General features: G+C 75.2%; 24 protein-coding genes and 2 tRNA genes. 12 read left to right on the top strand and 14 right to left on the bottom strand.

Annotated features, from left to right (window positions below; all coding sequences use genetic code 11):
• The first annotated feature begins 29 nt into the window (after positions 1 to 29).
• Positions 30 to 314: a hypothetical protein gene (locus tag B8281_RS11770; RefSeq protein ID WP_085387804.1), complete on the top strand. Its 285-nt coding sequence runs from the start codon at positions 30 to 32 to the stop codon at positions 312 to 314.
• Between the two features lie 44 nt (positions 315 to 358).
• On the opposite strand, the gene B8281_RS11775 is transcribed toward B8281_RS11770, so the two are convergent.
• The 3 genes from B8281_RS11775 to B8281_RS11785 all read right to left on the bottom strand — a co-directional run bounded on the left by B8281_RS11775 (position 359) and on the right by B8281_RS11785 (position 2,682).
• Complete coding sequence (locus tag B8281_RS11775; protein WP_085387805.1) at positions 359 to 760, bottom strand: hypothetical protein; 402 nt, start codon at positions 758 to 760, stop codon at positions 359 to 361.
• A gap of 62 nt (positions 761 to 822) precedes the next feature.
• A complete protein-coding gene (locus B8281_RS11780; RefSeq protein WP_137280619.1) occupies positions 823 to 1,812 on the bottom strand; it encodes a Gfo/Idh/MocA family oxidoreductase in 990 nt (329 codons plus the stop codon).
• A 39-nt stretch (positions 1,813 to 1,851) separates the two neighbouring features.
• Positions 1,852 to 2,682, bottom strand: a complete 831-nt coding sequence (locus tag B8281_RS11785; protein ID WP_061267434.1) for a serine protein kinase RIO — start codon at positions 2,680 to 2,682, stop codon at positions 1,852 to 1,854.
• A gap of 355 nt (positions 2,683 to 3,037) precedes the next feature.
• Between B8281_RS11785 and B8281_RS11790 the strand changes: the two genes are divergently transcribed.
• Entirely contained in the window at positions 3,038 to 5,476 is a 2,439-nt protein-coding gene (locus B8281_RS11790; protein WP_085387807.1) for an HAD-IC family P-type ATPase, read from the top strand.
• Positions 5,477 to 5,484: 8 nt separating this feature from the next.
• Here B8281_RS11790 and B8281_RS11795 read toward each other — a convergent pair whose 3' ends face one another.
• On the bottom strand, positions 5,485 to 6,312 hold the full coding sequence (locus B8281_RS11795) for a metal-dependent hydrolase (protein ID WP_085387808.1): 828 nt from the start codon (positions 6,310 to 6,312) through the stop codon (positions 5,485 to 5,487).
• Between the two features lie 471 nt (positions 6,313 to 6,783).
• Between B8281_RS11795 and B8281_RS19985 the strand changes: the two genes are divergently transcribed.
• The 4 genes from B8281_RS19985 (at position 6,784) to B8281_RS11810 (ending at position 8,552) form a co-directional block, all read left to right on the top strand.
• Positions 6,784 to 6,915, top strand: coding sequence for a hypothetical protein (locus B8281_RS19985; RefSeq protein ID WP_255376401.1), 132 nt, complete (start codon positions 6,784 to 6,786; stop codon positions 6,913 to 6,915).
• Positions 6,916 to 7,070: 155 nt separating this feature from the next.
• Positions 7,071 to 7,142 (top strand) — tRNA-Arg (locus B8281_RS11800).
• A 44-nt stretch (positions 7,143 to 7,186) separates the two neighbouring features.
• Positions 7,187 to 7,259, top strand: a tRNA-Arg gene (locus B8281_RS11805).
• 120 nt (positions 7,260 to 7,379) lie between these two features.
• On the top strand, positions 7,380 to 8,552 hold the full coding sequence (locus B8281_RS11810; protein ID WP_085388740.1) for an RtcB family protein: 1,173 nt from the start codon (positions 7,380 to 7,382) through the stop codon (positions 8,550 to 8,552).
• A gap of 90 nt (positions 8,553 to 8,642) precedes the next feature.
• On the opposite strand, the gene B8281_RS11815 is transcribed toward B8281_RS11810, so the two are convergent.
• Positions 8,643 to 10,238, bottom strand: a complete 1,596-nt coding sequence (locus B8281_RS11815) for a cell wall metabolism sensor histidine kinase WalK (RefSeq protein ID WP_085387809.1) — start codon at positions 10,236 to 10,238, stop codon at positions 8,643 to 8,645.
• The gene (locus B8281_RS11820) at positions 10,231 to 11,001 is read right to left on the bottom strand and encodes a response regulator transcription factor (protein ID WP_085387810.1); all 771 of its coding nucleotides are present in this window, start codon (positions 10,999 to 11,001) and stop codon (positions 10,231 to 10,233) included. The genes B8281_RS11815 and B8281_RS11820 overlap by 8 nt, the downstream gene beginning before the upstream one ends.
• A 280-nt stretch (positions 11,002 to 11,281) precedes the next feature.
• On the opposite strand from B8281_RS11820, the gene B8281_RS11825 reads away from it, so the two are divergent.
• Positions 11,282 to 12,727: a ThuA domain-containing protein gene (locus B8281_RS11825; RefSeq protein ID WP_085387811.1), complete on the top strand. Its 1,446-nt coding sequence runs from the start codon at positions 11,282 to 11,284 to the stop codon at positions 12,725 to 12,727.
• 98 nt (positions 12,728 to 12,825) lie between these two features.
• On the opposite strand, the gene B8281_RS11830 is transcribed toward B8281_RS11825, so the two are convergent.
• The 5 genes from B8281_RS11830 to B8281_RS11850 all read right to left on the bottom strand — a co-directional run bounded on the left by B8281_RS11830 (position 12,826) and on the right by B8281_RS11850 (position 17,376).
• The gene (locus B8281_RS11830; protein WP_085387812.1) at positions 12,826 to 13,401 is read right to left on the bottom strand and encodes a CueP family metal-binding protein; all 576 of its coding nucleotides are present in this window, start codon (positions 13,399 to 13,401) and stop codon (positions 12,826 to 12,828) included.
• A 110-nt stretch (positions 13,402 to 13,511) separates the two neighbouring features.
• Positions 13,512 to 14,561 carry a phosphotriesterase gene (locus B8281_RS11835; protein ID WP_085387813.1) on the bottom strand — a complete coding sequence of 350 codons (1,050 nt, stop codon included), beginning with the start codon at positions 14,559 to 14,561 and terminating at the stop codon, positions 13,512 to 13,514.
• The gene (locus B8281_RS11840; protein ID WP_232322555.1) at positions 14,558 to 15,619 is read right to left on the bottom strand and encodes a DMT family transporter; all 1,062 of its coding nucleotides are present in this window, start codon (positions 15,617 to 15,619) and stop codon (positions 14,558 to 14,560) included. Before B8281_RS11840 ends, B8281_RS11835 begins: the two co-directional genes overlap by 4 nt.
• Before the next feature lie 93 nt (positions 15,620 to 15,712).
• The gene (locus B8281_RS11845) at positions 15,713 to 16,597 is read right to left on the bottom strand and encodes a ribokinase (RefSeq protein ID WP_198163061.1); all 885 of its coding nucleotides are present in this window, start codon (positions 16,595 to 16,597) and stop codon (positions 15,713 to 15,715) included.
• 35 nt (positions 16,598 to 16,632) lie between these two features.
• Positions 16,633 to 17,376 (bottom strand): glutamine amidotransferase, encoded by a 744-nt coding sequence (locus tag B8281_RS11850; protein WP_021483621.1) that lies wholly within the window; start codon positions 17,374 to 17,376, stop codon positions 16,633 to 16,635.
• Positions 17,377 to 17,584: 208 nt separating this feature from the next.
• Here B8281_RS11850 and B8281_RS11855 point away from each other — a divergent pair, with 208 nt between their 5' ends.
• From B8281_RS11855 to B8281_RS11865, 3 genes are all read left to right on the top strand, one after another.
• Positions 17,585 to 18,574, top strand: a complete 990-nt coding sequence (locus B8281_RS11855; protein WP_198163226.1) for a LacI family DNA-binding transcriptional regulator — start codon at positions 17,585 to 17,587, stop codon at positions 18,572 to 18,574.
• Between the two features lie 32 nt (positions 18,575 to 18,606).
• The gene (locus B8281_RS11860) at positions 18,607 to 19,020 is read left to right on the top strand and encodes a VOC family protein (RefSeq protein WP_085388741.1); all 414 of its coding nucleotides are present in this window, start codon (positions 18,607 to 18,609) and stop codon (positions 19,018 to 19,020) included.
• A 92-nt stretch (positions 19,021 to 19,112) separates the two neighbouring features.
• Positions 19,113 to 19,532 carry a hypothetical protein gene (locus tag B8281_RS11865; RefSeq protein WP_157446621.1) on the top strand — a complete coding sequence of 140 codons (420 nt, stop codon included), beginning with the start codon at positions 19,113 to 19,115 and terminating at the stop codon, positions 19,530 to 19,532.
• Here the strand turns inward: B8281_RS11865 and B8281_RS11870 are convergent.
• Positions 19,529 to 19,843, bottom strand: coding sequence for a hypothetical protein (locus B8281_RS11870; RefSeq protein WP_076404730.1), 315 nt, complete (start codon positions 19,841 to 19,843; stop codon positions 19,529 to 19,531). The genes B8281_RS11865 and B8281_RS11870 overlap by 4 nt on opposite strands.
• A 29-nt stretch (positions 19,844 to 19,872) precedes the next feature.
• Positions 19,873 to 21,213: an APC family permease gene (locus tag B8281_RS11875; RefSeq protein WP_085387818.1), complete on the bottom strand. Its 1,341-nt coding sequence runs from the start codon at positions 21,211 to 21,213 to the stop codon at positions 19,873 to 19,875.
• A gap of 247 nt (positions 21,214 to 21,460) precedes the next feature.
• On the opposite strand from B8281_RS11875, the gene B8281_RS11880 reads away from it, so the two are divergent.
• Positions 21,461 to 22,504 carry an NAD-dependent epimerase/dehydratase family protein gene (locus B8281_RS11880; RefSeq protein WP_085387819.1) on the top strand — a complete coding sequence of 348 codons (1,044 nt, stop codon included), beginning with the start codon at positions 21,461 to 21,463 and terminating at the stop codon, positions 22,502 to 22,504.
• Positions 22,501 to 23,841 (top strand): UDP-glucose/GDP-mannose dehydrogenase family protein, encoded by a 1,341-nt coding sequence (locus tag B8281_RS11885; protein WP_085387820.1) that lies wholly within the window; start codon positions 22,501 to 22,503, stop codon positions 23,839 to 23,841. The genes B8281_RS11880 and B8281_RS11885 overlap by 4 nt, the downstream gene beginning before the upstream one ends.
• Here B8281_RS11885 and B8281_RS11890 read toward each other — a convergent pair.
• Positions 23,817 to 24,071 (bottom strand): DUF6480 family protein, encoded by a 255-nt coding sequence (locus tag B8281_RS11890; RefSeq protein ID WP_043654002.1) that lies wholly within the window; start codon positions 24,069 to 24,071, stop codon positions 23,817 to 23,819. The genes B8281_RS11885 and B8281_RS11890 overlap by 25 nt on opposite strands.
• Between the last annotated feature and the right edge of the window lie 20 nt (positions 24,072 to 24,091).

Consider the following 24,091-nt stretch of genomic DNA (forward strand, 5'->3'; position numbering starts at 1 on the left):
ACCGTCTCGCCGACGAGAGGAAGCCCGCGATGCCGCCCCGCCTCACCGCCCGCACGATGCTCTGGACCGGGGTCGGCCTGACCGTCGGGAGCGCGCTCGTCCAGAACATCGGGCTCATGAACGTCACCTACGCGTTCGTCGGCACCTGGTTCGTGGGCGTGCTGCTCACCGTGCTGCAGGTCGCGTTCACCGGGGGCGTCGTGCTCGCCGCGGGGTCGTTCGTCGTGCGGGCGCTCCAGCCCGACGACGTCACCCCGCCCGGGCGGTCGCCCGCCGCGTCGCCGTGGGAGGACCGGGACAACCGGCTGTCCTGACCCGGGGCGCTCGCGGGCTGGTCGGCGGGCGCGGTCGGCGCGGCCTACGGGCCGACCGGCACCGCGACGCACACCTCGAACGTGTCCCGTGCGCGGCGCAGCAGGTACCGCACCTCCTGCGCCTCCTGCTCGTTCGCGTACTCGTCGCGGTAGCTCCAGCGCGCGTGCGCCCAGACGAGCGCGTCGCCGACCTCCTCGACCCCGACGAGGTGCGCGACCACGCCGACGAGCCCGCGCTCGCGGAACCCCCGGGCGAGCTCGGCCGTCGACGCGCGCACGTCCTCGGGGTCGCCGAGGAGCACCGAACCGGTCGTGCCGACGACGAGCGCCGGGAAGGCGTAGCTCTCGCCGATCGTGTCGAGGTCGCCCGTCGAGAGCGCGACGCCGTAGGTCGTGAGGAACGTGCGGACGTCGTCGGCGTTGAAGGACTCGGTGGAGGGCTCCATGGTCCCGTTCTACCCCGTCCGCCGCGCCCCGGCGCGGGCGGCGGGAGCTTCGGGGCCCGGGGTCAGGGCCGCAGGGCCGCGCCGACCTGCTCGAGGAGCGCGAGGTCGGCGAGGATCGTCGCGTGCTCGGCGGCGACCCGGCCCGCGTCGTCGGCGGGGTCCGCCGTCGTGCGCGCCGCGGTAGGCGCCGTCGTGGTGGTCCCGGGCGCGAGGACCGCGAGCCCGTGCTCGACCACCGGGACGAGGTAGTCGGCGTCGAGCACCACCTCGGTGCGCTCGACGCCGCGGGGCGTGCGCACCGCGACCGCGAACCCCGCGGTGGGGTGGGCGCCCGGGTCCAGGAGGAGCAGCCGGACGTCGACACCGCCCAGCCGCGTCGTGGCGACGATGCCGTCCGCCGAGCGCGTCACGGCGGGCGGCGACCACGCCGCCCCGGGCGGCGCACCGACGACGGCGCGCGCCGCCTCGACGACGTGGATGCCGAGGAAGAACAGCCCGTCGCGCTCGTCGTGCGGGTCCGCCGGGCCGGACACCTCGACGGCGGGCCCGGGCGGCGACGCCGCTGGCTTGGTTGGCGACGACGGTGCCGCGGCGACGCGCGGCGCGACGGAACCTCCGTCGGCGGTCGCGAGGGCGGCGCGCGCCGCCGCGACCTCGGGCGCGAACCGCAGCGCGGACGCCGTCGTCACGGCCGTGCCGTGCGCGCGCGCCACGTCGAGCGTCGCCCGCGCGTCGGCCACCGACGCGGCGAACGGCTTGTCCACGAGCACCGGGACGCCCGCCGCGAGGAGCGCACGGGTCGCGGCGCCGTGCCGCCGCCCCGCGCGGTGGGCGACGATGGCGGCGTCGACGCGCCCGACGACGTCGGGCACGGTGGCGTCGCCCGCGTCCAGGCGCAGCCCGCCGGCCGCGGCGAGCTCCGCGCGGCGACCGGGCTCCCCGTCGACGAGCGCCACGAGCCGCACGCCGGGCCAGCGCCGCTCGGCGGCCACGAGCCGCACGTAGTGGTCGGCGTGGGACGAGTCGAGACCGACGAGGGCGAGGCGCAGCACGCGGTCGATCGTCGCACGGACGGCCGAGCGGCCCGGTCCTCACCACGCCTGGGCGAGCAGCACCGCGAAGAGCTCGTCGGCGTCCGTCTCGAGCCCGCGCCCGGCGAACCACGCGGCCATCGTGCGGCAGTCGCGGAGCAGGAGCTCGGTGCCGAACGGGTTCGCCACGAGGTCCACGACCTGCGGCAGGTCGATGACGACGATCCGCTCGCCGTCCGCCAGGACGTTGTACGGCGACAGGTCGCCGTGCGCGTAGCCGAGCCGGGCGAGCACGGCCATGGCGTCGCGGACCTGGTCCCACCACGACGCGAGGAGGTCGCGGTCGGGCCGCGTGCGCGCGAGCCGGGGCGCGGCCTCGTGCGAGACGCCGTCGGACGTGCCGACGAACTCCATGAGGATCTCGTCGCCGTCGATCTGGACGGGGTACGGGACGGGCGCACCGGCCGACCACAGCTCGCACAGCGCGGCGAACTCCGCCGCGGCCCACTGCCCGGCCGCGACCTGGCGGCCGTAGCGCGACTTGCGGTCGAGGGCGCGACGGTCGCGCGTCCGGCGCACGCGGCGGTCCTCGGTGTAGACGGTGTCGCGCCGGAACGAGCGGTGGTCGAGGTCGCGGTAGCGCTTCGCGGCGAGCAGGCTGCGGCGCGCGGGGTCGCCGGGGACGGCCCGCTCCAGGAGGAAGACGTCCGCCTCCTTGCCGGTCTTGAGCAGGCCGAGCTCGGTGTCGAGGGCCGCGTCGGCCGTCACCACCCAGTCCGGGCGCGGCTCCGGCCCGCGCTGTCCCTTCTCGACGGCGGACCACGTGGACCAGCGCTGGTCGTCGCCGAGCGCCGCGTCGAGGACGCCGGCCTCGGCCTCGGCGTCGGCCAGGTCGGCGAGGCGCCGCAGACGGCGCGGCGGGGGAGTGCGGGGGTCGCGCGCCAGGGCGGGCGGGAGGGAGAGGTCGGGGTACGGCAGGTCGTGCTCGGGCACGGGGGCTCCTCGGGGGAGGGGAGCGCGCGTCGCCGCGGCCGCCGGGCGGCGGTCGGGGACGGTCGTCGCGAGCGGTCGTGGACCGGTCAGCGGCGGTGGGTGCTCCCGGGGGTGGTGGACACGCGAGCGGGGGTCGTCCAGCTCATGGCGGTCCTCCTCTCCTCCGGTGCCCGACGACGCGGGCGACGTGCTGCGACCGTCTCATCGCCGCGCGGCCCGGCGCAACGGATTTACGGCGGATACGATCGCGCCCATGACGGCGCCGTCGACGAGGGCTGCGGGACTGACGTCACGGGACGTCGAAGAACGCGTCGCCGACGGCAGGGTCAACCGGTTGCCGCCCCGTTCGGGGCGGACGACCTGGGACATCGTCCGGGCCAACACCGCGACGCGGATCAACGCCCTGCTCGGGGTGCTCCTCGTCCTGGCGCTGAGCACGGGCTCGCTCATCAACAGCCTCTTCGGTCTCGCGATCCTCGCCAACGCCGGCATCGGGATCGTCCAGGAGCTGCGCGCGAAGCGCACCCTGGACGCGCTGGCGATCGTGGGGCGGGCGCCCGTGCGCGTGCGCCGCGACGGGGCGGTGACGGAGGTCGACCAGGCGGACGTCGTCGTCGACGACGTCGTCGAGCTCGGCGCCGGGGACCAGGTCGTGGTCGACGGCCCGGTGGTCGAGTCCGCCTCGCTCGAGGTCGACGAGTCCCTCCTCACGGGCGAGGCCGACCCCGTCGTGAAGAGGCCCGGGGACCGCCTCCTGTCCGGGAGCTTCGTGGTGGCCGGCTCGGGCGCATACCGGGCGACGGACGTCGGCCCGGCCGCGTACGCCGCGCGGCTCGCGCACGAGGCGAGCGCGTTCACGCTCGTGCGCTCGGAGCTGCGGTCCGGTATCGACTCGATCCTGCGGGTCATCACGTGGCTGCTGGTGCCCGCGGGCGTCCTCACGGTGGTGAACCAGCTCGTCATCTCGCGGCAGGGGTTCCGGCAGTCCGTGCTCGGCATGGTCGCGGCCCTCGTGCCCATGGTCCCCGAGGGCCTGGTGCTCCTGACCTCCGTCGCCTTCGCGATCGGGGTGGTCCGGCTCGGTCGGCGGCGGTGCCTCGTGCAGGAGCTGCCGGCCATCGAGGGGCTGGCGCGCGTCGACGTGGTGTGCGCGGACAAGACGGGCACGCTCACGGAGAACGGGATGCGCCTCGCCCGGGTGGACGTGCTCGACGGCCCCCGGGACGAGGTGGAGCGCGCCCTGGCGGCGCTCGCCGCCCTCGACCCGCGGCCCAACGCGTCCGTCGCCGCGGTCGCGGAGGCGTTCCCGGACGCACCGGGCTGGCGGGCGACCGCCGTCGTCCCGTTCTCGTCGGCCACGAAGTGGTCCGGCATGTCGTTCGCGGACGCCGACGGCCCGCAGGGGAGCTGGGTGCTCGGCGCCGCGGACGTGCTGCTGGACCCCCGGTCCGACGTGGCCCGCCGGGCGACGGCGCTCGGCGCCGACGGCCTGCGGGTGCTGCTCGTCGCGTCGACCGACGCCCCGGTCGACGCCGTCGCCCCGGACGGAGGCGCCCCGGGGCACCTCGTCCCGCGGGCGCTCGTCGCGCTCGAGCAGCGGGTGCGCGCGGACGCCCGGCAGACGCTGGACTACTTCGACGCCCAGGGCGTCACGGTGAAGGTCGTCTCCGGTGACAACCCGGTGTCCGTCGCCGCGGTCGCGCGGTCCCTCGGCCTGGGCGGCCCCGAGACGTCGGTCGACGCCCGGACCCTGCCCGCCGACCGCGAGGAGCTCGCGACGGTCGTCGAGGGCGCCACGACGTTCGGCCGAGTGCGACCGGACCAGAAGCGGGCCGTCGTCGGGGCGCTGCGGGCGCGCGGGCACACCGTCGCCATGACGGGCGACGGCGTGAACGACGTCCTCGCGCTCAAGGACGCGGACATCGGCGTGGCCATGGGGTCGGGGAGCCCGGCCGCGCGGTCCGTGGCGCAGATCGTCCTGCTGGACGACCGCTTCGCGACGCTGCCGTCCGTCGTCGGGGAAGGGCGCCGGGTGATCGGGAACATCGAACGGGTCGCGCACCTCTTCCTCACCAAGACCGTGTACGCGGTGGTGCTGGCCGTCCTCGTCGGCCTCGCCGGGGTCGGTGCCTGGCTCCTCGGGGGAGCGCCCGTGTCCTACCCGTTCCTGCCGATCCACGTGACCGTCGCGGCGTGGTTCACCATCGGGGTACCCGCGTTCGTCATGTCCCTGGCGCCCAACGACGAGCGGGCGCGCCCGGGCTTCGTGCCGAGGGTGCTCCGGCTCGCGGTGCCCGCGGGCGTGTCGATCGGCGTCCTGACCTTCCTGTGCTACCTCGTGGTGGACCCGGGCGCGGGCGGGGCGTCGCTGGGCGGCCCGACGGACACGCTCGCCCCGGCGGAGGTCCGCGCGTCCACCGCCGCGCTCGTCACGCTGCTCGTGGGCGCCCTGTGGGTGCTCGCCGTCGTGGCGCGTCCGTACACGGCGTGGAAGGTGGTCCTGGTCGGCTTCTGCGCGGTGTTCTACGTGGCGCTCTTCAGCGTCCCTGCCGCGAGGGAGCTCCTGTCGCTCGACGTCTCCGACCCCGCCGCGCTCGGCGTCGGCCTGGCGTGCGGCTCGCTCGCGATCCTCCTCACCGAGGCGCTGCGGTGGTCGACAGCGCGCGTCCCCCGCGCCCGCGCCGTCGGCTGAGGACGGGCTCAGGCCGCCCCGGACGCGAGGACCTGGATCGCCGCCACCACGCGCTCGTACGTGCCCAGGGTGTCGAAGCCCATCTGGTCGAGCGCCGACCACACGAACCCGACCGTCGCGTACATCCCGACGGCCGTCGCGAGGATCCACTCGCGCACCGACCCCGTGGAGCCGAGCAGGGGGAGGGCGAAGCTCCCGCTCGGGCGCCACACGTCATCGACGACGAGCGAGCGCCGTACCCAGCGCGGCGAGCGGATCTTCACCGGCCACAGCAGCGGGGCGCCGTTGGTCGTGAGCACGTCGCCGAGGATGTGGATCGTGACGCCGAGCCCGACCGCGACGGGGAGCCAGTTCCACTCCTCCGGGGAGAACAGGGCGACGAGCACGGCGACGGTGAGCGACGTCACCCACGGCACGAGCTTGCCGCGCCGCGTGAGCTTGAGCGCCTTGAGCGCGAGCGCGACGAGCAGCACCGCGAGCAGCCCGCCGCCGACGTAGACCGTGCCGAAGCTGGCCGTCTCGACCGTGACGAGCCCCGCGAGCCAGGCGAGCGCGGTGAACACCGCGATGCCGAGGAACGAGTGCGTGCCCTGGCGGTGCCCGCCCGCGACCGTCTCCACGGCGTCGGACACCCACTCGCTCACGGGCGGCAGCGAGTGCGCGAACGTGCCGTTGTGGTGGTCGGCGTCGGGGAGGAGCGCGGCCCCGGCGCACACGACCGCACCCGTCATGACCCCGACCGACGACACGGGGTGCCAGCCGAGGGCGAACGGGGCCGTCGACGTCACGGCGATCCACGCCGCCGCACCGGTCGCGGCGTGGTTGGCACCCATCATGGCGGCGCATCTCCTGTCGTCGGGCCCGCGCACGGTTCGTCGGCGTCGGGAGGTCTGTCCGGAACGTCCGGAACCCTACCCGGTGCCGCCGACAGTCCCGGTCGACCGCCCGGAAGGCCGACGACCTGCGCGCCGACGACGAGAAAAGTGTGCCAAGCGGCCGAGCGTCATCCGGGGCCGGTCGCCGGAGCCCGACCGGCCGAGCCCTGACGGGGAGGCGGAGGCCGTGTCCTGCGCGGAGGGCGCGCGGGGAGCCGGGGGTGGCACGGGGGGCGGGGGGCGGGCGAGCTCGTCTGCGGTGAGGAAAGGCCGGCAGGCGGGATATCCGGGTGGTGCGCGGGCCGCGGTCGAAGATTCTCCGACGAATTCGGGAAATGGGGTTGTGTGGTTCAGGAAAGGCGCGTACGGTCTACCTCGGTCGACGACATTCCGGTGCGTGGACCACCCGACATGACCGAGAGGAGCAGTGCCGTGCGCGAACCCGTCCAGCAGGACCGGCGACGTCCCGTCCTGCCCTGCGAGCAGCCGCGCGTCGTGCTGCCCGTGGCGTATCTCAGCGTGTCCTCGTTCCTCGTCGGCTACCCCGGCGGTCCTGTCGTCTGACCACAGCGTCGTCACGACAGGCCGTCCCGGACATCGCCGGGGCGGCCTTTTTTCTTGTGCGGGAATGCACCCGGTCGGGGTGCATTTCTCGTGCTGTCTTTCTCTTCTCTCCGCCGTCGGCGCGCATTTGTCGTGCGCCTGCGGTGAAAAGCACTGCCTTCGTGGTCCAACGGACACGACGCCGCTCTACGGAAGCGGAGACGGGGGTTCGACTCCCTCCGAGGGCACCTGGACGCCTCGCGTCCCGTCTGCTCGACGTTAAGGAGCACCAGCGCGCGTAGCTCAGCGGACAGAGCGCCGGCTTCCGGAGCCGGGCGGCGGGGGTTCGAGTCCTCCCGCGCGCACCTCGCCGCCCCGCCGGGGCGGCGTCATGATCGTCAGGACGACCCGAGGAGGTCAGCATCGTGAGCACCGAGGCCCACGCGTTCCCCGTCCCGTTGTCGGGCGCGAAGGCACCCACCCTCATGTGGGCGCACGAGCACGCCGTCGAGCCGGCCGCGCTGCAGCAGCTGCGCAACATCGCCGCGCTGCCGTGGGTCGAGGGCGTGCGTGTCATGCCCGACGTCCACCTGGGCAAGGGCGCGACCGTCGGCTCGGTCATCGCGATGCGCGACGCCGTGTCGCCCAACGCCGTCGGCGTCGACATCGGGTGCGGGATGATCGGCGTCCGCACGTCTCTCACGGCGGAGGACCTGCCCGACGACCTCGGACCGGTCCGCGCGCGCATCGAGGCCGCGATCCCCGTCGGCTTCCACGCGCACGACGAGCCGGTCGACCCGCACCGGCTGCGCTCGATCTCCGGTCGCGGCCCGGCCGAGGTCGCGCGCGGTGCGGACGCGTTCTGGTCGCGGTTCTCCGGGCTGCACGGGCGCGTCTCGGACATCGAGGGCCGCGCGCGCCGTCAGCTCGGGACGCTGGGCGGGGGAAACCACTTCGTCGAGCTGTGCACGGACACCGACGGGCAGGTCTGGCTCCAGCTGCACTCGGGGTCGCGCAACATCGGCAAGACGCTCGCGGAGCAGCACGTCGCGGTCGCGAAGCGCCTGGAGCACAACCAGGGGCTCGTCGACCGCGAGCTCGCCGTGTTCCTCGGCGGCACGCCGGAGATGGACGCGTACCTCGCCGATCTGTGGTGGGCGCAGGAGTACGCGGCGCGCTCGCGAGCGGTCATGATGACGCTCGTGGTCGACGCCGTGCGTGCGTCGTTCCCCGGCCGCGAGATCGCGTTCGACGAGGCCGTGAACGTCCACCACAACTACGTCGCGGTCGAGCGCGTCGACGGCCAGGAGCTCGTCGTGACCCGCAAGGGCGCGATCCGGGCCGGGAAGGGCGACCTCGGGCTCATCCCGGGGTCCATGGGCACCGGCTCGTACATCGTGCGCGGGCTCGGGAACCCGGAGTCGTACTGGTCGGCGTCGCACGGCGCGGGCCGTCGCATGTCGCGCACGAAGGCGAAGAAGACCTTCACGCTCGACGACCTCGCCGCCCAGACGGCCGGCGTGGAGTGCCGCAAGGACGCCGGGGTGCTCGACGAGATCCCGGCCGCCTACAAGGACCTCGACGAGGTCATCCGTGCCCAGTCCGACCTCGTCGAGGTCGTCGCCCGCCTCACGACGCTCCTCTGCGTCAAGGGCTGACCAGGCGGTCCCGGCGCGGCGAGCAGGTGGTCCTGGTGCGTCCGGAGGTTCGGACGAGCCAGGACCACCTGCTCGGCCCCGGAGGGACGGTCAGGGGTGGGTTCGAGGGAGGCGGACCGCGATGGTGGTGCCGGTGGGGCCGGGCTCGACTTCCGTCGTGGAGGTCACCGTGATCGTGCCGCCGTGGGCGGTGACGATCGCGTCGACGATCGCGAGCCCGAGGCCCGTGGAGCCGCCGGTGCGGTTGCGGGCGTCGTCCCCGCGCGTGAAGCGGCGCAGGAGCGTCGGCCGCAGGGGCGCGGGGATGCCGGGCCCGTCGTCGGCGACGGCGAGCACGACGGCGTCGGCGTCCGCGGTGAGCCGGACGTCCACGTGCGTGCCGGGCGGGGTGTGCGTGCGGGCGTTGGCGAGGAGGTTGGCCAGGACCTGGCGCAGGCTGGCCTCGTCGCCGGTCACCTCCAGGTCGACGGCGTCGTCCGGCAGGTCGTCCGGGTCCGGGGCGCCGGACGCCGGGTCGACGTCGAGGTCGTCCGCGCCGGGCAGGTCGAGGGCCCAGTCGTGGTCGGGTCCCGCGGCGTGCGCGTCCGTGACGGCGTCCACGGCGAGCACGGCGAGGTCGACGGGCGCGCGGTCGAGCGGCCGGCCGGCGTCGAGCCGGGCGAGGAGCAGCAGGTCCTCGACGAGGCCGGTCATGCGCACGGCCTCGGCCTCGATGCGGTCGAGCGAGCGCGCGGTCGCGGGCGGCACGTCGTCGGGGGAGCGGCGCACGAGCTCCGCGTACCCGCGGATGGAGGCGAGCGGCGTGCGCAGCTCGTGGCTCGCGTCGGCGACGAACCGCCGCACCTGGGTCTCGGAGTCGTGGCGCGCCTGGAGCGAGGTCTCGACGTTCTCGAGCATCCGGTTGAGCGCGGCGCCCACCTGGCCGACCTCGGTCCGCTCGTCGGTGAGGTCGTCCGGGACGCGGGGGATGGCGTCGATCTCGCCCTGCGCGAGCTCGAGCTCGGAGACGCGGCCCGCGGCGGCGGCGACGTCGTCGAGCGGGCGCAGCGAGCGCCGCACGAGCCAGGTGCCGAGGAGCACGGCCGCGAGGAGCCCGGCCGCGCCGAGCGCGGCCTCGACGAGCACGTACCTCTCGACGGTCGCATCGACCTGGGCGGTGCTCGACGCGACGACGACGGGCTGCCCGTCCGCGGTGGTGCGGTGCACCGCGCGGAACGACCCGAGGTCGGGGAGGTCGACGTCGTGCGCGGCGCCGTCGGCGGGGACGTTCTTGAGCGTCGCGACCTGGGCGTCGTCGAGCGCCACGCGCTGGAGGTCCGGGGTGACGTACTCCGCGAGGACGAGCTCGCCGCCGTCGTACCGCAGCACGGCGCTGCCGGGGCCGGTGCCCGCGGGGAAGCGCGACGGGTCGTCGGGCCCGCCGGGCTCCGGCCCGGACGCGTCGCCGGTGCCGTCCGGGGGCTGCGCGGGGCCGTTGCCGCGGGCGAGCCGGTCGCTCGCCTGGCGCAGCTCGTGGTCGACCTGGGCGACGAGCTGGGTGCGCAGCACGACGGCGGACGCGACGGCGAGCCCGACGGTGACGAGCAGCACGACGGCCGCGAGCACGAGCACGAGGCGCCGGCGCAGCGCGGTGGGCCGCCGGTCCCTGCCGGTGGCCGTCGGGCGGGTCCCGCCGAGGTCAGGCACGGGCGCTCTCCGCGTCGGCGGCGGGCTTGAGCACGTACCCGACCCCGCGCAGCGTGTGGATCATGGGTGCGCGGCCCTTGTCGATCTTGCGGCGCAGGTAGGAGACGTAGAGCTCGACGATGTTGGCCTGGCCGCCGAAGTCGTAGTTCCAGACGCGGTCGAGGATCTGCGCCTTGGACAGCACGCGGCGCGGGTTGCGCATGAGGTACCGCAGGAGCTCGAACTCGGTCGCGGTGAGCCGGATCTCCTCGCCCCCGCGCCGCACCTCGTGCGCGTCCTCGTCGAGCTCGAGGTCGCCGACGACGAGCACCGAGTCCTCGCGCTGGGCGGTCGCACCGCCGCGGCGCAGCAGCCCGCGCAGCCGGGCGACGACCTCTTCCAGGCTGAACGGCTTGGTCACGTAGTCGTCGCCGCCCGCGGTGAGCCCGGCGACGCGGTCCTCGACGGCGTCGCGCGCGGTGAGGAACAGCACGGGCACGTCGGCGTCGCGCTCGCGCAGGCGGCGCAGGACGGTGAGCCCGTCCATGTCGGGGAGCATGACGTCGAGCACGACGACGTCCGGCCCGGTCTCCCGCGCGGTGCGGATCGCGGTGTGCCCGTCGAGCGCGGTGGAGACGTCCCAGCCCTCGTACCGCAGCGCCGAGGTGAGCAGCTCGGCGAGGTTCGGCTCGTCGTCGACCACGAGGACGCGGACGGGGGAGCCGTCCGGGCGCGTGAGGCGCGGCTGGTCCGGGCGGCCGACGGGGGCGGGGGCTGCGGTCATGCTCCCAGGGTCGCGCGGGACGCGGAGGCGTGCCTGTGGTGACCCTGTGCGCTCGCTGTGCCCCGCGGCCGGCCCGGTCCCGGCCCGACGCGCGCCGCGAGCCGGGGTGAGAAACCGCAGTCGCGAGTCGTTGAAACCTTGACTTTTGTGCGCCTGCCGTCAAAACTCGCTGCATCGGCAGCAGCCGACGTCCACGCACGCAGGAGTGCGCGCGTCGCCCCGTGGGGTCGCCGTCGGCGACCCTCCGGCTCGCGCTCTCGACGACGAGGGAGAAGCACGCATGGATTTGTTCAGCGGCATGACGTTCCGGCGGGCGGTGGCTGCGGCCGCCGCGCTGCCGCTCGTGGGCGGTGCCACGCTCATGACCGCGGGCCCGGCGGCCGCCGACGAGGAGGACTACAAGATCCTCGTCGTCGGTGAGACGCTCGGCTTCCGCCACTCGCACATCGACGACACCACGCGCGCGCTCATCGAGCTCGGCGCCGACAACGGCTTCACGGTCGACGTGTGGGACCCGCCGAACAGCTCGGCGGGGTGGTGGGGCAACGGCTCGCCCGGTCAGCCGGACCTGACGATGGACTCCTCGCCCTTCACGAGCGCCGAGGACCTCGCGCAGTACGCGACCATCGTCTTCGCGTCGCCGGTCGACAACACCAACTCCCTCAACCCGGCCACGCCGCGCCTCCTGGACGACGCCGAGCTCGCCGCGTTCCAGGGCTACATCCGGGGCGGCGGCGGGTTCGTGGGCCTGCACGCGGCGACGGACACGATGCACACCGTGCCCTGGTACAGCCAGCTCACGGGCGGCGGCGCGCGGTTCGTCAGCCACCCGCAGCAGCAGACGGCGACGATGCGCGTCGAGAGCCCGGGCCACCCCTCGACGGCGCACCTGCCCGCCGTTTGGGAGCGGTTCGACGAGTGGTACAACTACACGACCAACCCGCGCGAGGACGTCCACGTCCTCATCACGCTCGACGAGTCGACGTACAACCCGGGCAACAACGCGATGGGCGAGGACCACCCGATCGCGTGGTGCCAGAACTTCGAGGGCGGTCGCTCCTGGTACGAGGGCGCCGGGCACACCGACGCCTCGTGGACCGACCCGCTGTTCCTCGAGCACGTCCTCAAGGGCGTCGAGTGGACCGCGGGCGTCGTCGAGGGCGGCGGCAACTGCGTCACCTTCGGCGAGGTCGACGAGCTCGTGGCGGGCCTGAACACCTCCGCGGTGGGCGACGGCGTCATCGCCGGCGCGATCTCGTCGCTGCTCGGCAGCGCGCGCAGCGCGGCCGACGCGGACGACCCCGCGACGGCCATCCAGGTGCTCGGCGGCGCGCGGTCGCTCGTCGACCACCTGTCGGCGGCGGCGGGCGACCGCGCGCTGCTCGGCACGAAGATCGACGACCTCGTCGACTGGCAGTCGGCGCTCGTCGACGACGGCCCCGCGCTCGACCTCTCGGCCGAGGCCGAGCTGCGCACCATGGGCGGCAAGCAGTACCTCGCGGTCCGGGTGGTCAACCAGGACGACACGGCCGTGGACCTCACGGTCACCACGCCGTACGGGACCAAGGAGTTCGCGGCCGTCGCGCCGACCAAGAACGCCTACCAGGCCTTCGCGACGCGCCTCGTCGAGGTGCCCGCGGGGCAGGTGACGGTCACCGCCACCGCCGAGCGTGACGGCGAGACGGTCACCGAGGAGCTCGTGGTCGACTTCAGCGGCACCGCCTGACGCCTCCCCGGCCCAGCAGGCACGACGCCCGTCGCACCCCGGTGCGGCGGGCGTCGTCGTGCGCGGAGCGGGACGCCGCCGGGCGCGCCCGCTGCGCGTCAGGCGAGCTGGAGGGTCGTGAGGCAGGTGGGGTCGTCGTCGCGCGTCGAGACGGTCGTGGTGCCGACCCGGCCGTCGTGCTCGACGCGCAGCTCCGCGTCGACGTCGCGCGGGAGCCAGTAGCCCACGAACCCGTTGGCGCCGAGCGTCGTGTCCTCCTCGACGAGCACGTCGCCGGTGGCCGCGTCGACCACCGTCACCGAGACCGGCTCGCCCGCGAGCTCGCCCTGGCACGTGGTGAGCGAGTGGTAGAAGCACTCGTGCGTCTCGTCCACGAAGGGCGCGACGGAGAGGTAGAACGTGTCCTCGGGCAGCGGGACCGTGGTCTCGTACGACTCGTCGGCGAGCACGAGCTCCGCCGCGCGGACGGAGGCCACGAGGTCGGTCGGCCGGTCGGCGGTCTCGAGCCCTTCCAGGCGGTCGACGACCTCCTGGCCGCTGAGCCCGGCGAGGTCGTGGCGGTCGAGCAGGGCGTCCAGCGCGGAGGGTTCCGGGGACCCGCCGGAGCAGCCGGCGAGCACGAGGGCGGTGGCGGCCACGGCGGCCACGAGGGTCGGGAGGGCACGTCGTCTCATGCGCCGATCCTCTCAGAGCGCGACGCCGTGACCAGGGCCGGAGGTCCCGGGCGCGCCGACGGCCGGGACCCTGGCGGGCCCCGGCCGTGCGGGTGGCGGACGGCGTCGCGTCACGCGGTGAGCATCGCCACCGGGTTGTCGTGCGTGAGGCGCGCGAGCACGTCGCGCGGCACCCCGCGCGCGGCGAGCATCTCGGTGAACACCGTCGGGACGTAGGCGAACCCGTTGCCGCCGTGCTGCACCCACATCTGCTTGAGGAACACGTCGTGGCTGAGCAGCACCTGGCCCGCGTGACCGGCCTCGACGAGGCGCTGTACCGCGGTCGCGGTCGTGTGCGGGTCGGGGGACACGCCCTCCTTCGGGAAGGTGATGTCCATGCCGACCATGTCGAACTCGAGCCAGACGCCGCGCTCGGCCACGGACCGCTGGTAGCCCGGGTCGTCGGCGGACGGGTCCATGTGGCACAGCACGACCTTCTCCGGGCGCACGCCCACCTCGTCGAGCACGAGGTCGAGCACCTCGTGCGCGCGGCGCTGCCAGCCGGGCAGGTGCACCTGGAGCGCGACGTGCGGGTGCTCGCGCTGCGCGAGGGCCGCGGCGCGCAGCGACGCGGCCTCGCCCGGCGTGAACGACGGCGAGACGCCGATCTCGCCGATGATGCCGGGCCGCACGCCGGTCCCGCCGATCCCGTCGGCGAGCTCCGCGACGATCGCGGACGCCTGGGCGTCCACGGCCGCGGCGGCGATGCGGTCGCCCTCGAACTTCTCGAGGTACGCGCCGCAGCCCGCGACCACGTGCAGGCCCGTGCGGCGCGCGACCTCCGCGAGACGCTCGGGGTTGCGCCCGATCGCGGCGCTCGACGTCGCGTCGACGATCGTGCGCCCGCCCAGCGCGGCGAAGCTCTCGAGCTCCGCCGCGACCGCGGCGACCGGCTTGTCGGCGATGTTGTCCGCGCAGCAGTACGGGTCCTGGCGCAGCGCCCACGCGACCGACGCGGAGACCGGGACCTCGACGACCGCCTCGGAGAAGCGGTAGCTCGGCGGGTCGAGCACCCCGGACAGGTCGTTGAAGAGGTGCTCGTGGGGGAGCGTGAGGCCGAGGTCCGCGGCCGCGGCGCGGCCGGTGACCGTCTGGACGTGGCCGGCGGGCGTGACGCTCATCGCGCGCTCGTCTCGCCGGCCTCGCCGCCCGCGACGGCCGCCGCGACGCCCGCGTCGGGTCCGTCCGGGCCACCGGGGGCGTCCGGGCCATCGGCGCGCGCGGCCTTGCCGGACGGGATCATGCCGATCCCGGCGGCGACGAGCGCGATGACCGTGCCGACGACGGTCGCGACGTGCACGGTGTGGCCGAGCGCCGGGATCGCGGCGTCGAGGACGAGCGAGCCGACGAGCTGGCCCGCGACCGAGGCGAGGCCGAGCAGGAGCAGCCCGAGGCCGCGCACGAGCAGCGCCATGAGCGCGATGGACAGCAGGCCGAGCGGGCCGCCCAGGTACATCCACCACTCGCTCGGGAGCTGGAAGTCGACGCCGCCCACGGCCGCGCGCACGAGGTAGGCGATCAGCAGGGCGGTAAAGCCCACGAGGAAGTTCCAGCCGATCGAGACGAGCATCGACCCGGTGACGTCGGCGACGGCCGCGTTGCCGGCAGGCTGCCAGCCCGCGAGCAGACCGCCCACGAACGGCATGATCGCGAGGACGATCGTGTGCGGCACGGAGAAGCTCGGCGAGATGACGACGACGGTCGCCGCGATGGCGAGCGCCGCGCCGAGCAGGCGCGTGGTGGTGAGCGGCTGCTTGACGGACGCCGTGACGCCGAGGCGGTCGCAGATGACGCCCGAGATGACGAGGCCGGAGATGAGCGAGATCTGGAACGTCGCGACGCCGAGGACGCCGACGGTCACGCCCTCGGACAGGACGATGACGGCCCCGCACAGGCCCGCGAGGTAGTTCCACCACGGGATGGTGCGCGAGCGGATCAGGCCGGGGATCGCGAGCGCCTCGCGTCGGGTCGCGGGGCGCGCGAACACGACGACGAACATGAGGACCAGGCCGGTCCCGAACGAGATGAGGGCGGCGGCGTGCCCGTCGCCGATCGTCTTGCCCAGCTGGCCGTTGACGGCCGCCTGCATGGGGCCGAGGGCCCCCGCGAGGACGGTCGCGACGACGAGCAGGGCGGTCGCGGTGTCCTTGACCCTGCTGCGGCGGGCTGACGGGCTCACAGCACCTCCCTGAGTGCCGGACGGGGAACCGGTGGTCGCCGGCGTGGTGTGCTTCATTGCGTGACCGTGCCTTCCTCCGACGGTACGTCGGACTTAGCTGTGGAGCGGAATCCTGGTGCCCTCGGGGGCCAGGTCGGTGGCGCGCGGCAGGGAGTCGACGGCGCCGTGGCGGGTGGTGGTGGAGGCGGCGACGTGCGCCGCCCAGCGGGCGGACTCGACGAGGTCGCCGCCGTGGAGGAGGCCGTCCGCGAGCGCCGCGCAGAACGAGTCGCCGGCGGCGGTCGTGTCGACGGCGTCGACGCGCTCCGCCGGGACGGTGACGGGTGCTCCTCCCGCGGGGACGACGAGCGCGCCGTCGGCCCCGAGGGTGACGACGACGTCCCCGGGGTGGTCGAGCGCGCGGACCATGGCGAGCACGGCGTCGGTGCCGACGGGCTCGTCGCTCGCGCCGACGAGGGTCGCGAGCTCGAACCGGTTGGGCACGAGCACGCGGAACGCGGCGCGCACGGGGGCGGGCAGCGGGACGGCGGGCGCCGGGTTGAGCACCGTGGTGCCCGCCGCGGTGGCGGCGACGGCGCGCAGGGCGCCGAGCGGCGTCTCGCACTGGCACAGGACGGCGGCCGCGTCGCGGACGAGGTCGGCGCGCTCGGTGACGAACGCCTCGTCGACGACGGCGTTCGCGCCGGGCTCGATGACGATCGTCGACTCGGGCTGCTCCCACAGCACGACGGCGACGCCGGTGGGGCGGTCCGCCGTCGCGAGGCCGTCGAGGACGAGGCCCTCGACGGCGAGGCGGCGGCGGATCGCGCGGCCGTCGTCGTCGTCGCCGACGGCGCCGACCATGGCGACGCGGCGGCCGAGCCGGGCGGCGGCGACCGCCTGGTTGGCGCCCTTGCCGCCGGGGGAGCGGACGAGGCCCGTCGCGGAGACGGTCTCGCCCGAGCGGGGCAGGCGGTCGACGGTCAGCCTGAGGTCCATGTTCAGGCTGCCGACGACCACCACCTCGGGCGTCATCAGCCCGCGAGCCAGGTGACGGCCTGGCCGAACAGCGGGCCGTAGCCGGCCCAGTCCATGAACTCGCGCGGGGCCCAGTGCGGGGAGATGTCGGAGGCGAACGCGAGCGTGCGCCCCTCGCCCTCGCTGCGGACGGCGACGAGCGGGCGGCCCTCGATGGTGGCGAGGACGGTCGCGTCGGCCTTGGCGGTGAGGCGCTGGTAGCCGAGGAGGATCGGCCACTCGCGGTCGAGGCCGGCGGTGACGGGGTGCTCGACGTCGGTCAGGGTGCCGCCGATGCCCTCGGGGGTCTCCTCGCGGTCGTCGTACGGGAGGATGTCGACGGGCAGGACGGCCTCGACCGCGGTGCCGTGGTAGTTGGCCTTGGCCTGGAAGCCCTGGAAGCTGAGGTAGCCGCCGGCCATCATGAGGCCGCCGCCGCGGCGGACCCACTCGGCGAGGAGCTTGAGCCGGTTCGGGAACGGGCGCCCCTGGGAGAACACGACCGGCGGGAGCAGGAGCGAGTTGGCGCCGATGTCCGAGAGGATCACGACGTCGTAGGCGTCGAGCTCGTCGAGCGTGGAGGGGAAGTCCTCGGCGACGAGGTGCGAGGGCAGGTGCGTGACCTCGTGGCCCTCGGCGGCCAGCGCCTCGAGCAGGCGCGCGCACCCGATCTCGAGCTGGGCGTGGGGGAACGCGTCGTACCCCTTGTAGTCGGTGGTCGCGTTGATCCACGACTCCCCGGCGAGCAGAACCCGGCTCATCCCGGCCTCCTTGCGATCAGGTCGCGCGGCGACGTCCTCGACGACGTTGCGCAACGTTGTGTAGCTTTGCGCAAGACCGTAGGGGGCGAGCGGCGCGGCTGTCAACACCGTGCGCGGCCCGACGCTCCCGGTAGAGTGCAGGGGATCTGGGGGACCGCCCCGAGGAAGGGGAGCCATGACGCTCACGCGTGTTGCGCAACGTGCCGGCGTGTCGGCCTCGACGGCGTCGCGCTACCTGCGCGGGCAGCTCAACGTCCAGCCGGAGACGGCGGCGCGGATCGACGCCGCGGTCCGCGAGGTGGGGTACGTCGTCCCCGCGCCCGGTCCCGCGGCGCGCGACGACGAGCGCCGCACCGGGGTGGTCGCGCTCGTCGTGCCCGACTTCGTCAACCCGTTCTTCACCGCCCTCGCCGAGGAGGTCGCGCGCCTCGCGGGCGACCGCCGCGTCCCGCTCGTCGTCGCGCTGTCGACGCGGCACGGCGACGCCGAGTCCGGCCTGGGCCAGCTCCTCGCGAGCGACGGCTCGCTCGGCGGCATCGTCTACGTGGGGATGTCCCGGACCGACGACCGGCTCGCGCGCGCCGTCGCGGACGGGCTGCCCGTCGTCGTCATCGACGAGGAGGTCGACCTCGACCTGCCCGTCGAGACGATCACCGTCGACAACTACGGCGGCGCCTACCAGGCCACGAGCTACCTCGTGCAGCAGGGGCACCGGCGCATCGCCCACGTCGCCGGGCCCGCGGAGCTGTCCACGACCCAGGACCGCCTGCGCGGCTACGTCGACGCGATGCACGACGCCGGCCTCGACGTCGACCCGGACCTCGTGCGCCACGGGCCGTACACCGAGCAGTTCGGCGCCTCGACGTTCCCCTACCTCACGCGGCCCGGGAACGCGCCGACGGCCGTGTTCGTCGGCAGCGACATCGTCGCCGTCGGGATGCTGGGCGCCGCCGAGCTGCACGGCATCTCCATCCCCGAGGACCTCTCGGTCGTCGGGTGCGACGGCATCCGCGTCGGCCAGTGGCTGCGCCCCAAGCTCACGACGCTGGAGCAGCCCGTCGCGGCGCTCGCGCTCGCCGCGATGGACGCGATCGAGCGCTCGATGGCCGGCACCCCGCCCGCGGTCCCGCCCGCGCGTACCGTACTGCCGCTGCACCTCGTCGTGCGCGGCTCGGTCGCCCGGCCCGCGGACGGCTGAGGGGTGCTCGCCGGGAGCGGGCGGTGCGTGCCGTGACCGGGCTGCACCACGTCGAGATCTGGGTCGCGGACCTCGCGACGGCCCGAGCCGAGTGGGGCTGGCTGCTGGGCGCGCTCGGGTTCTCGCGCCGCAGCGAGTGGCCGGACGGTGAGTCGTGGGCCGGTGGCGGGGCCTACCTCACGTTCACGACGTCCCCGAACCTTACCGGGGCGACGCACGACCGCCGCGCCCCGGGGGTCAACCACCTCGCGTTCCGGGCCGGTGCTCCCGCGACGGTCGACGCGCTCATGGTCGCCGCGCCCGGCCACGGGTGGCGCCCGCTCTACCACGACCGCTACCCGCACGCCGGTGGTCCCGACCACTACGCCGGATGGCTCGAGAACTCTGCCGGGTTCAAGGCCGAGCTCGTCGCGTCGGAGGCGGTCGGCGGGGCGACGCCTCTCTGACGGCGGCACGTCGGGCCACCCAGGGGGACGGAGGTCTGCTGTCGCGGGAACAGCGCGGCTCGTCCGTTCTGCGCTGTTGGTACCTTTCCGCCATGACGTCACGCGCAGGGTCGGAGCACGGGCCGGGTCGAGGTCGGCGGGGTGCCGCGCTCGTCGTGGGAGGTGCCGCGCTCGCCGCCGCCGTGCCCACCGTGCTGCTGGGCCGGGCGGCCAGCGAGTACCTGTGGGAGCTGTGGTGGCTGGACGCCGGGTCGAGCGGGCTGCTCGACGGGGTGCCCGACCGGCCGGTCGCCGTCCGCGCGCTGGTCGGTGCCGTCCTGTTGCTGGTCGTCGCGCTCTCCGCCGTCGGCCTGGCGGTCCGCGCCGGGGCTCGCGCCGGGCTGACGGCCTCGGTCGCGGCTCGGTGCGCACTCCTCGGTGCGGCGATCCCGGTCGCGGTGCTCACCGTGGCGCTCGTGCTCCAGTCGACGCTGTCAGGACCGGAGCAACCCCCGTTCGTCCCGTTCTCCTAGCGGTCCTGCTCGCGGTCCTCCGCCGGGACGCGCCGTGCCCGGACGGCCACCGTCAGGCCGGCGACGAGGCACACGAGGCCCGCGACGGCCAGGAGGGCGGCGGCCACCAGGTGCTCCCGGTTGGACTCGATCGCCGCCGCGCTCCACGGCTCGGCCCGGCTCTCCGCCTGGTTGACGTAGTGCCAGACCGAGCCGAGATGGTAGTTCCCCTCCCAGGTGGTGAGCCACCAGGCGAGGAGCGGCAGCACGACGCCGGCGGCCAGGAGCCGGGCGGCACGGACCAGGCGACGCTCTCGGCCGATCGGGTCCACGGTCCTCCTCCGAGCCGAGCCGAGCGCCGTCACGCCGCGCGTGCGTCCGCGGCCCGGCGGGTCCAGCGCATGACGCCGTACAGCACCGCGCCGACGGCGAGCAGGACCCCCGCGCGCAGCCACGTCACGGCGTCCTGCTGCGTCAGGAGCAGGACGCACGACGCCACGCCGAGCACCGGCACGACCGTCGCGACACGGAAGTGCGGGGCGTCGACGGGGTCGCGCCGCAGCACGAGGACCGCGACGTTCGTCGAGGCGAACACGAGCAGCAGGAGCAGCACGACGGTCTCGGCGAGGCCCGCGACGTCGCCCGTGAACACGAGCCCCATCGCGACCACGGTCGTCACGACGATCGCGACCCACGGCGTGCGGCGGCGGGGGAGCACGCGCCCGAGCGTGGCCGGGAGCAGGCCCTGCTCGGCCATGCCGTACGCGAGCCGGCTCGCCATGATCATCGTGAGCAGCGCCCCGTTCGCGACGGCGATCAGCGCGACGAGGGAGAACACCCAGGCGGGCACCGACCCCTCCGCGTCGACGACCTCGAGCAGCGGCCCGGTCGAGCCCGCGAGCGTCTCCGGGTCGACGACCGCGACCGCGGCGACGCCCACCGCGACGTACACGACGCCCGCCGTGACGAGCGCGCCGAACAGCGCGCGCGGGTAGGTGCGGCGCACGTCGCGCACCTCCTCGGCGAGGTTCGCCGACGTCTCGAACCCGACGAACGAGTAGTACGCGAGGATGGCGGCCGCGAGGACGGCGAGCGCCGGCGTCGTGCCCTCCGCGAACTGCGTGACGCGGCCCGGCGACCCTTCGCCGCGCCCCAGCACGACGGCGGCGAGCACGACGACGAGCACGAGCCCGGACAGCTCGATCGCGGTCATCGCGACGTTCGCGCGCAGCGACTCCTTGATGCCGCGCGCGTTGAGCGCCGCCACGACGGCGAGGAACAGCACGGCCACGAGGCGGTCGGGGGCGTCGACGAACGTCGCGAAGTAGTCGCCGGCGAAGGCCAGGGAGAGGCCCGCGGCGCTCGTCACGCCCGCGGCGAGCATGGAGAACCCGACGAGGAACGACACGAGCGGGCTGCGGAACGCGCGGTCCGCGAACACGGCCGCGCCGCCGGCCTGCGGGTACTTGGTCACGAGCTCGGCGTACGACCCGGCGGTCAGCAGGGCGAGGCCGAGGGCGACGAGGAGCGGCAGCCAGACGGCGCCGCCCACCTCGCCGGCCATCTCGCCGACGAGCGCGTAGACGCCCGCGCCGAGCACGTCGCCGAGGATGAAGAGGTACAGGAGCCGTCCCCCGACCGAGCGGGACAGCTTCGTGTCCGGGTCGGTGGCCTGCTGCTGGGGTGCGGTCGGTGCGCTCACCGCGTCACCGTGCCACGACCTCGGGTCGCTCGCGTCCGGTGCCGGACCGTGCGCCCGCCACGTGCGCCCGTCCCGTGCGCCCGGACGAACCCGCACGGGCACGGCGTGCGAGCCGCCGTGCGAGCCGACAGGAGGCGTGTGAGCGTGGGAGCCCCGGGTCCAGCCACGAGCCCGTCCGCACGAGCGCGACCGGCGGGACGGAACGTCCCCGCGTGCCTGCGTCGCGCTCCGTCGCGAGGAGACGAGCATGAGCGACACCCCGGAGACCTCGAGCGCGGCCCGCACCGCGCGCCGCGCCGTCGTGCTGGGCGGTGCCGGGTTCGTGGGCAGCCACGTGTGCGAGGCGCTGGTGGGTCAGGGCGTCGAGGTCGTGTGCGTCGACGACCTGTCGACCGGGCGGGTCCGCAACCTCGACGCGCTGCGCGACGAGCCGCGGTTCCGGTTCGTCGAGGGAGACGTCAGCGCCGGGATCGACGTGCCCGACCCCGAGCGGGTCGACCTCGTGCTGCACCTCGCGTCGCCCGCCTCGCCCGTGGACTACCTCCGGCTCCCGCTCGAGACCCTGCTCGTGGGCTCGGCGGGGACGCGCCACGGCCTCGAGCTGGCCGAGCGGGCGGGGGCGCGGTTCGTGCTCGCCTCGACGTCCGAGGTGTACGGCGACCCGGAGGTGCACCCGCAGCGCGAGGACTACTGGGGCCACGTGAACCCCGTCGGGCCGCGCAGCGTCTACGACGAGTCCAAGCGGTTCGCGGAGGCGACCACCGCCGCGTACCGCCGCAGCCGCGGCGTGGACACGGGGATCGTGCGGATCTTCAACACGTACGGGCCGCGGATGCGCGGGCACGACGGCCGCATGGTCCCGACGTTCGTGCGCCAGGCGCTCGCGGGCGAGCCGCTGACCGTCGCGGGCGACGGGTCGCAGACCCGGTCGGTGTGCTTCGTGGACGACCTCGTCGAGGGCATCCTCGCGTTCGCGCGCACCGACCACCCGGGCCCGGTGAACCTCGGCGACCCGACGGAGCTCACGGTGGAGCGCGTCGCGCGGGACGTGCTCGCGGCGACGGGGAGCGACGGCGGGATCGTGCACGTCGACCTGCCCGAGGACGACCCGCGCCGCCGTCGGCCGGACACGAGCCTCGCCGAGCGCACGCTCGGCTGGCGCGCCCGCACGCCGTGGGCCGAGGGCCTCGCCCGGACGGTCGAGTGGTTCCGCGCCGACGGCGGCGAGACGCCCGTCGCGGTCGGTGCGGCGCGCGGCAGCGCCGCCGGCGGGGCGGGTGAGCCGGCATGAGGGTCTCCGTGCACGGCTGCGGCTACCTCGGGGCGGTCCACGCGGCGGCCCTCGCGCGCCTGGGGCACGAGGTCGTCGGCATCGACGTCGACCCGGCGCGCGTCGCGGCGCTCGCCGAGGGCCGCGCCCCGTTCTTCGAGCCGGGTCTCGCCGCGCTCCTCGCCGAGCCGGGCGGGGCGGGGTCGCTCACGTTCTCGACCGACGTCGCGCACGCGGGCGTCGCCGACGTGCACTTCCTGTGCGTCGGGACGCCGCAGTCGGCGGGCAGCGGCGTCGCGGACCTGCAGCAGCTCGAGGCCGCGCTCGCGGCGCTGCGCCCCCACCTGCGCCCGGGGTCGGTGGTGGTCGGCAAGTCGACCGTCCCCGTCGGCACGGCGGCCCGGCTCGCGACGGACCTGCCCGACGGCGTCCGGCTCGCCTGGAACCCCGAGTTCCTGCGCGAGGGGCACGCGGTCGCGGACACGCTGCACCCGGACCGGCTCGTCTACGGCGTGCCCGACGACGGCGACGCGCTCGTCGAGCGCCTCGACGCCGTCTACGCGCGGCTGCTCGACGACGGCGTGCCCCGCCTCGTGACCGACCTCGCGACGGCGGAGCTCGCGAAGGTGGCCGCCAACGCGTTCCTCGCGACGAAGATCTCGTTCGCCAACGCGGTCGCGGAGGTGTGCGAGGCCGCGGGCGGCGACGCGGTCGCGCTCGTCGGCACCATGGCGCTCGACCGCCGGATCGGCGGCGAGTACCTGGGCGTGGGCCTGGGGTTCGGCGGCGGTTGCCTGCCCAAGGACATCCGCGCGTTCGCGGCCCGGGCGCGCGAGCTCGGCGTCGGCCCGGCGGTGTCGTTCCTCGACGAGGTCGACGCCATCAACGACCGCTGCCGGGAGCGCGCCGTCGTGCTGGCGCGCACCGCGTGCGGCGGCTCGCTCGCTGGGCGACGCGTGGCGGTGCTCGGCGCCGCGTTCAAGCCGGACAGCGACGACGTGCGCAGCTCGCCCGCCCTCGCGCTGGCCCGGGCGCTCGCCGCCGAGGGGGCCGACGTCGTCGTCACCGACCCGCAGGCGCTCGCGCTCGCGCAGGCGGCCGCCCCCGAGCTCGGGTACGCCGCGGACGCGCGCGAGGCGGCGACCGGTGCCGACGTCGTGGTCCTCGCGACCGAGTGGGACGAGTACCGCGACCTCGACCCCGGTGCTCTGGCCGACGTGGTGCGGTCGCCGCGCCTCGTGGACGCGCGCAACGCCGTCGACGGCGCGCGGTGGCGTGTCGCCGGGTGGGACGTGCGCTCGCTCGGCGTCGCCGCGCCGCGCGCGGCCCGACCTCAGTCGAGCAGCCCCACGGCGTAGCCCACGAAGAACAGGGCCGTCACGACGGCGACCACGCCGACGACCCCGATCCAGACCCACGGCACGGCCCGGTGCGGGCCGTGCTCCTCGTGGCCCTGCGGCGCGCTCACCTGGTCCTCCGCGGGCGGGGTCTCGCCGGGCTGCACGTCGCCGCTCGCCGAGAAGTCGGCCGCGGACGAGCGGTGCGAGGCGTCCAGCGGGTCGGGGTCGGGGGAGGCGGGTCCGGTCATGGTGCGGTCCTTCCGTCGGT

It is taken from the genome of Cellulosimicrobium sp. TH-20 (assembly GCF_002105775.1).
In the GTDB taxonomy this organism is placed as follows: Bacteria; Actinomycetota; Actinomycetes; order Actinomycetales; family Cellulomonadaceae; genus Cellulosimicrobium; species Cellulosimicrobium funkei.

Bases quoted from the DNA above. Each gene is read 5' to 3' on its own strand.
- B8281_RS11770 (WP_085387804.1), top strand. From the start codon at position 30: ATGCCGCCCCGCCTCACCGCCCGCACGATGCTCTGGACCGGGGTCGGC.
- B8281_RS11775 (WP_085387805.1), bottom strand. From the start codon at position 760: ATGGAGCCCTCCACCGAGTCCTTCAACGCCGACGACGTCCGCACGTTC.
- B8281_RS11790 (WP_085387807.1), top strand. From the start codon at position 3,038: ATGACGGCGCCGTCGACGAGGGCTGCGGGACTGACGTCACGGGACGTC.
- B8281_RS11795 (WP_085387808.1), bottom strand. From the start codon at position 6,312: ATGATGGGTGCCAACCACGCCGCGACCGGTGCGGCGGCGTGGATCGCC.
- B8281_RS11810 (WP_085388740.1), top strand. From the start codon at position 7,380: ATGTGGGCGCACGAGCACGCCGTCGAGCCGGCCGCGCTGCAGCAGCTG.
- B8281_RS11820 (WP_085387810.1), bottom strand. From the start codon at position 11,001: ATGACCGCAGCCCCCGCCCCCGTCGGCCGCCCGGACCAGCCGCGCCTC.
- B8281_RS11825 (WP_085387811.1), top strand. From the start codon at position 11,282: ATGGATTTGTTCAGCGGCATGACGTTCCGGCGGGCGGTGGCTGCGGCC.
- B8281_RS11830 (WP_085387812.1), bottom strand. From the start codon at position 13,401: ATGAGACGACGTGCCCTCCCGACCCTCGTGGCCGCCGTGGCCGCCACC.
- B8281_RS11835 (WP_085387813.1), bottom strand. From the start codon at position 14,561: ATGAGCGTCACGCCCGCCGGCCACGTCCAGACGGTCACCGGCCGCGCC.
- B8281_RS11845 (WP_198163061.1), bottom strand. From the start codon at position 16,597: ATGGACCTCAGGCTGACCGTCGACCGCCTGCCCCGCTCGGGCGAGACC.
- B8281_RS11850 (WP_021483621.1), bottom strand. From the start codon at position 17,376: ATGAGCCGGGTTCTGCTCGCCGGGGAGTCGTGGATCAACGCGACCACC.
- B8281_RS11865 (WP_157446621.1), top strand. From the start codon at position 19,113: ATGACGTCACGCGCAGGGTCGGAGCACGGGCCGGGTCGAGGTCGGCGG.
- B8281_RS11880 (WP_085387819.1), top strand. From the start codon at position 21,461: ATGAGCGACACCCCGGAGACCTCGAGCGCGGCCCGCACCGCGCGCCGC.
- B8281_RS11885 (WP_085387820.1), top strand. From the start codon at position 22,501: ATGAGGGTCTCCGTGCACGGCTGCGGCTACCTCGGGGCGGTCCACGCG.
- B8281_RS11890 (WP_043654002.1), bottom strand. From the start codon at position 24,071: ATGACCGGACCCGCCTCCCCCGACCCCGACCCGCTGGACGCCTCGCAC.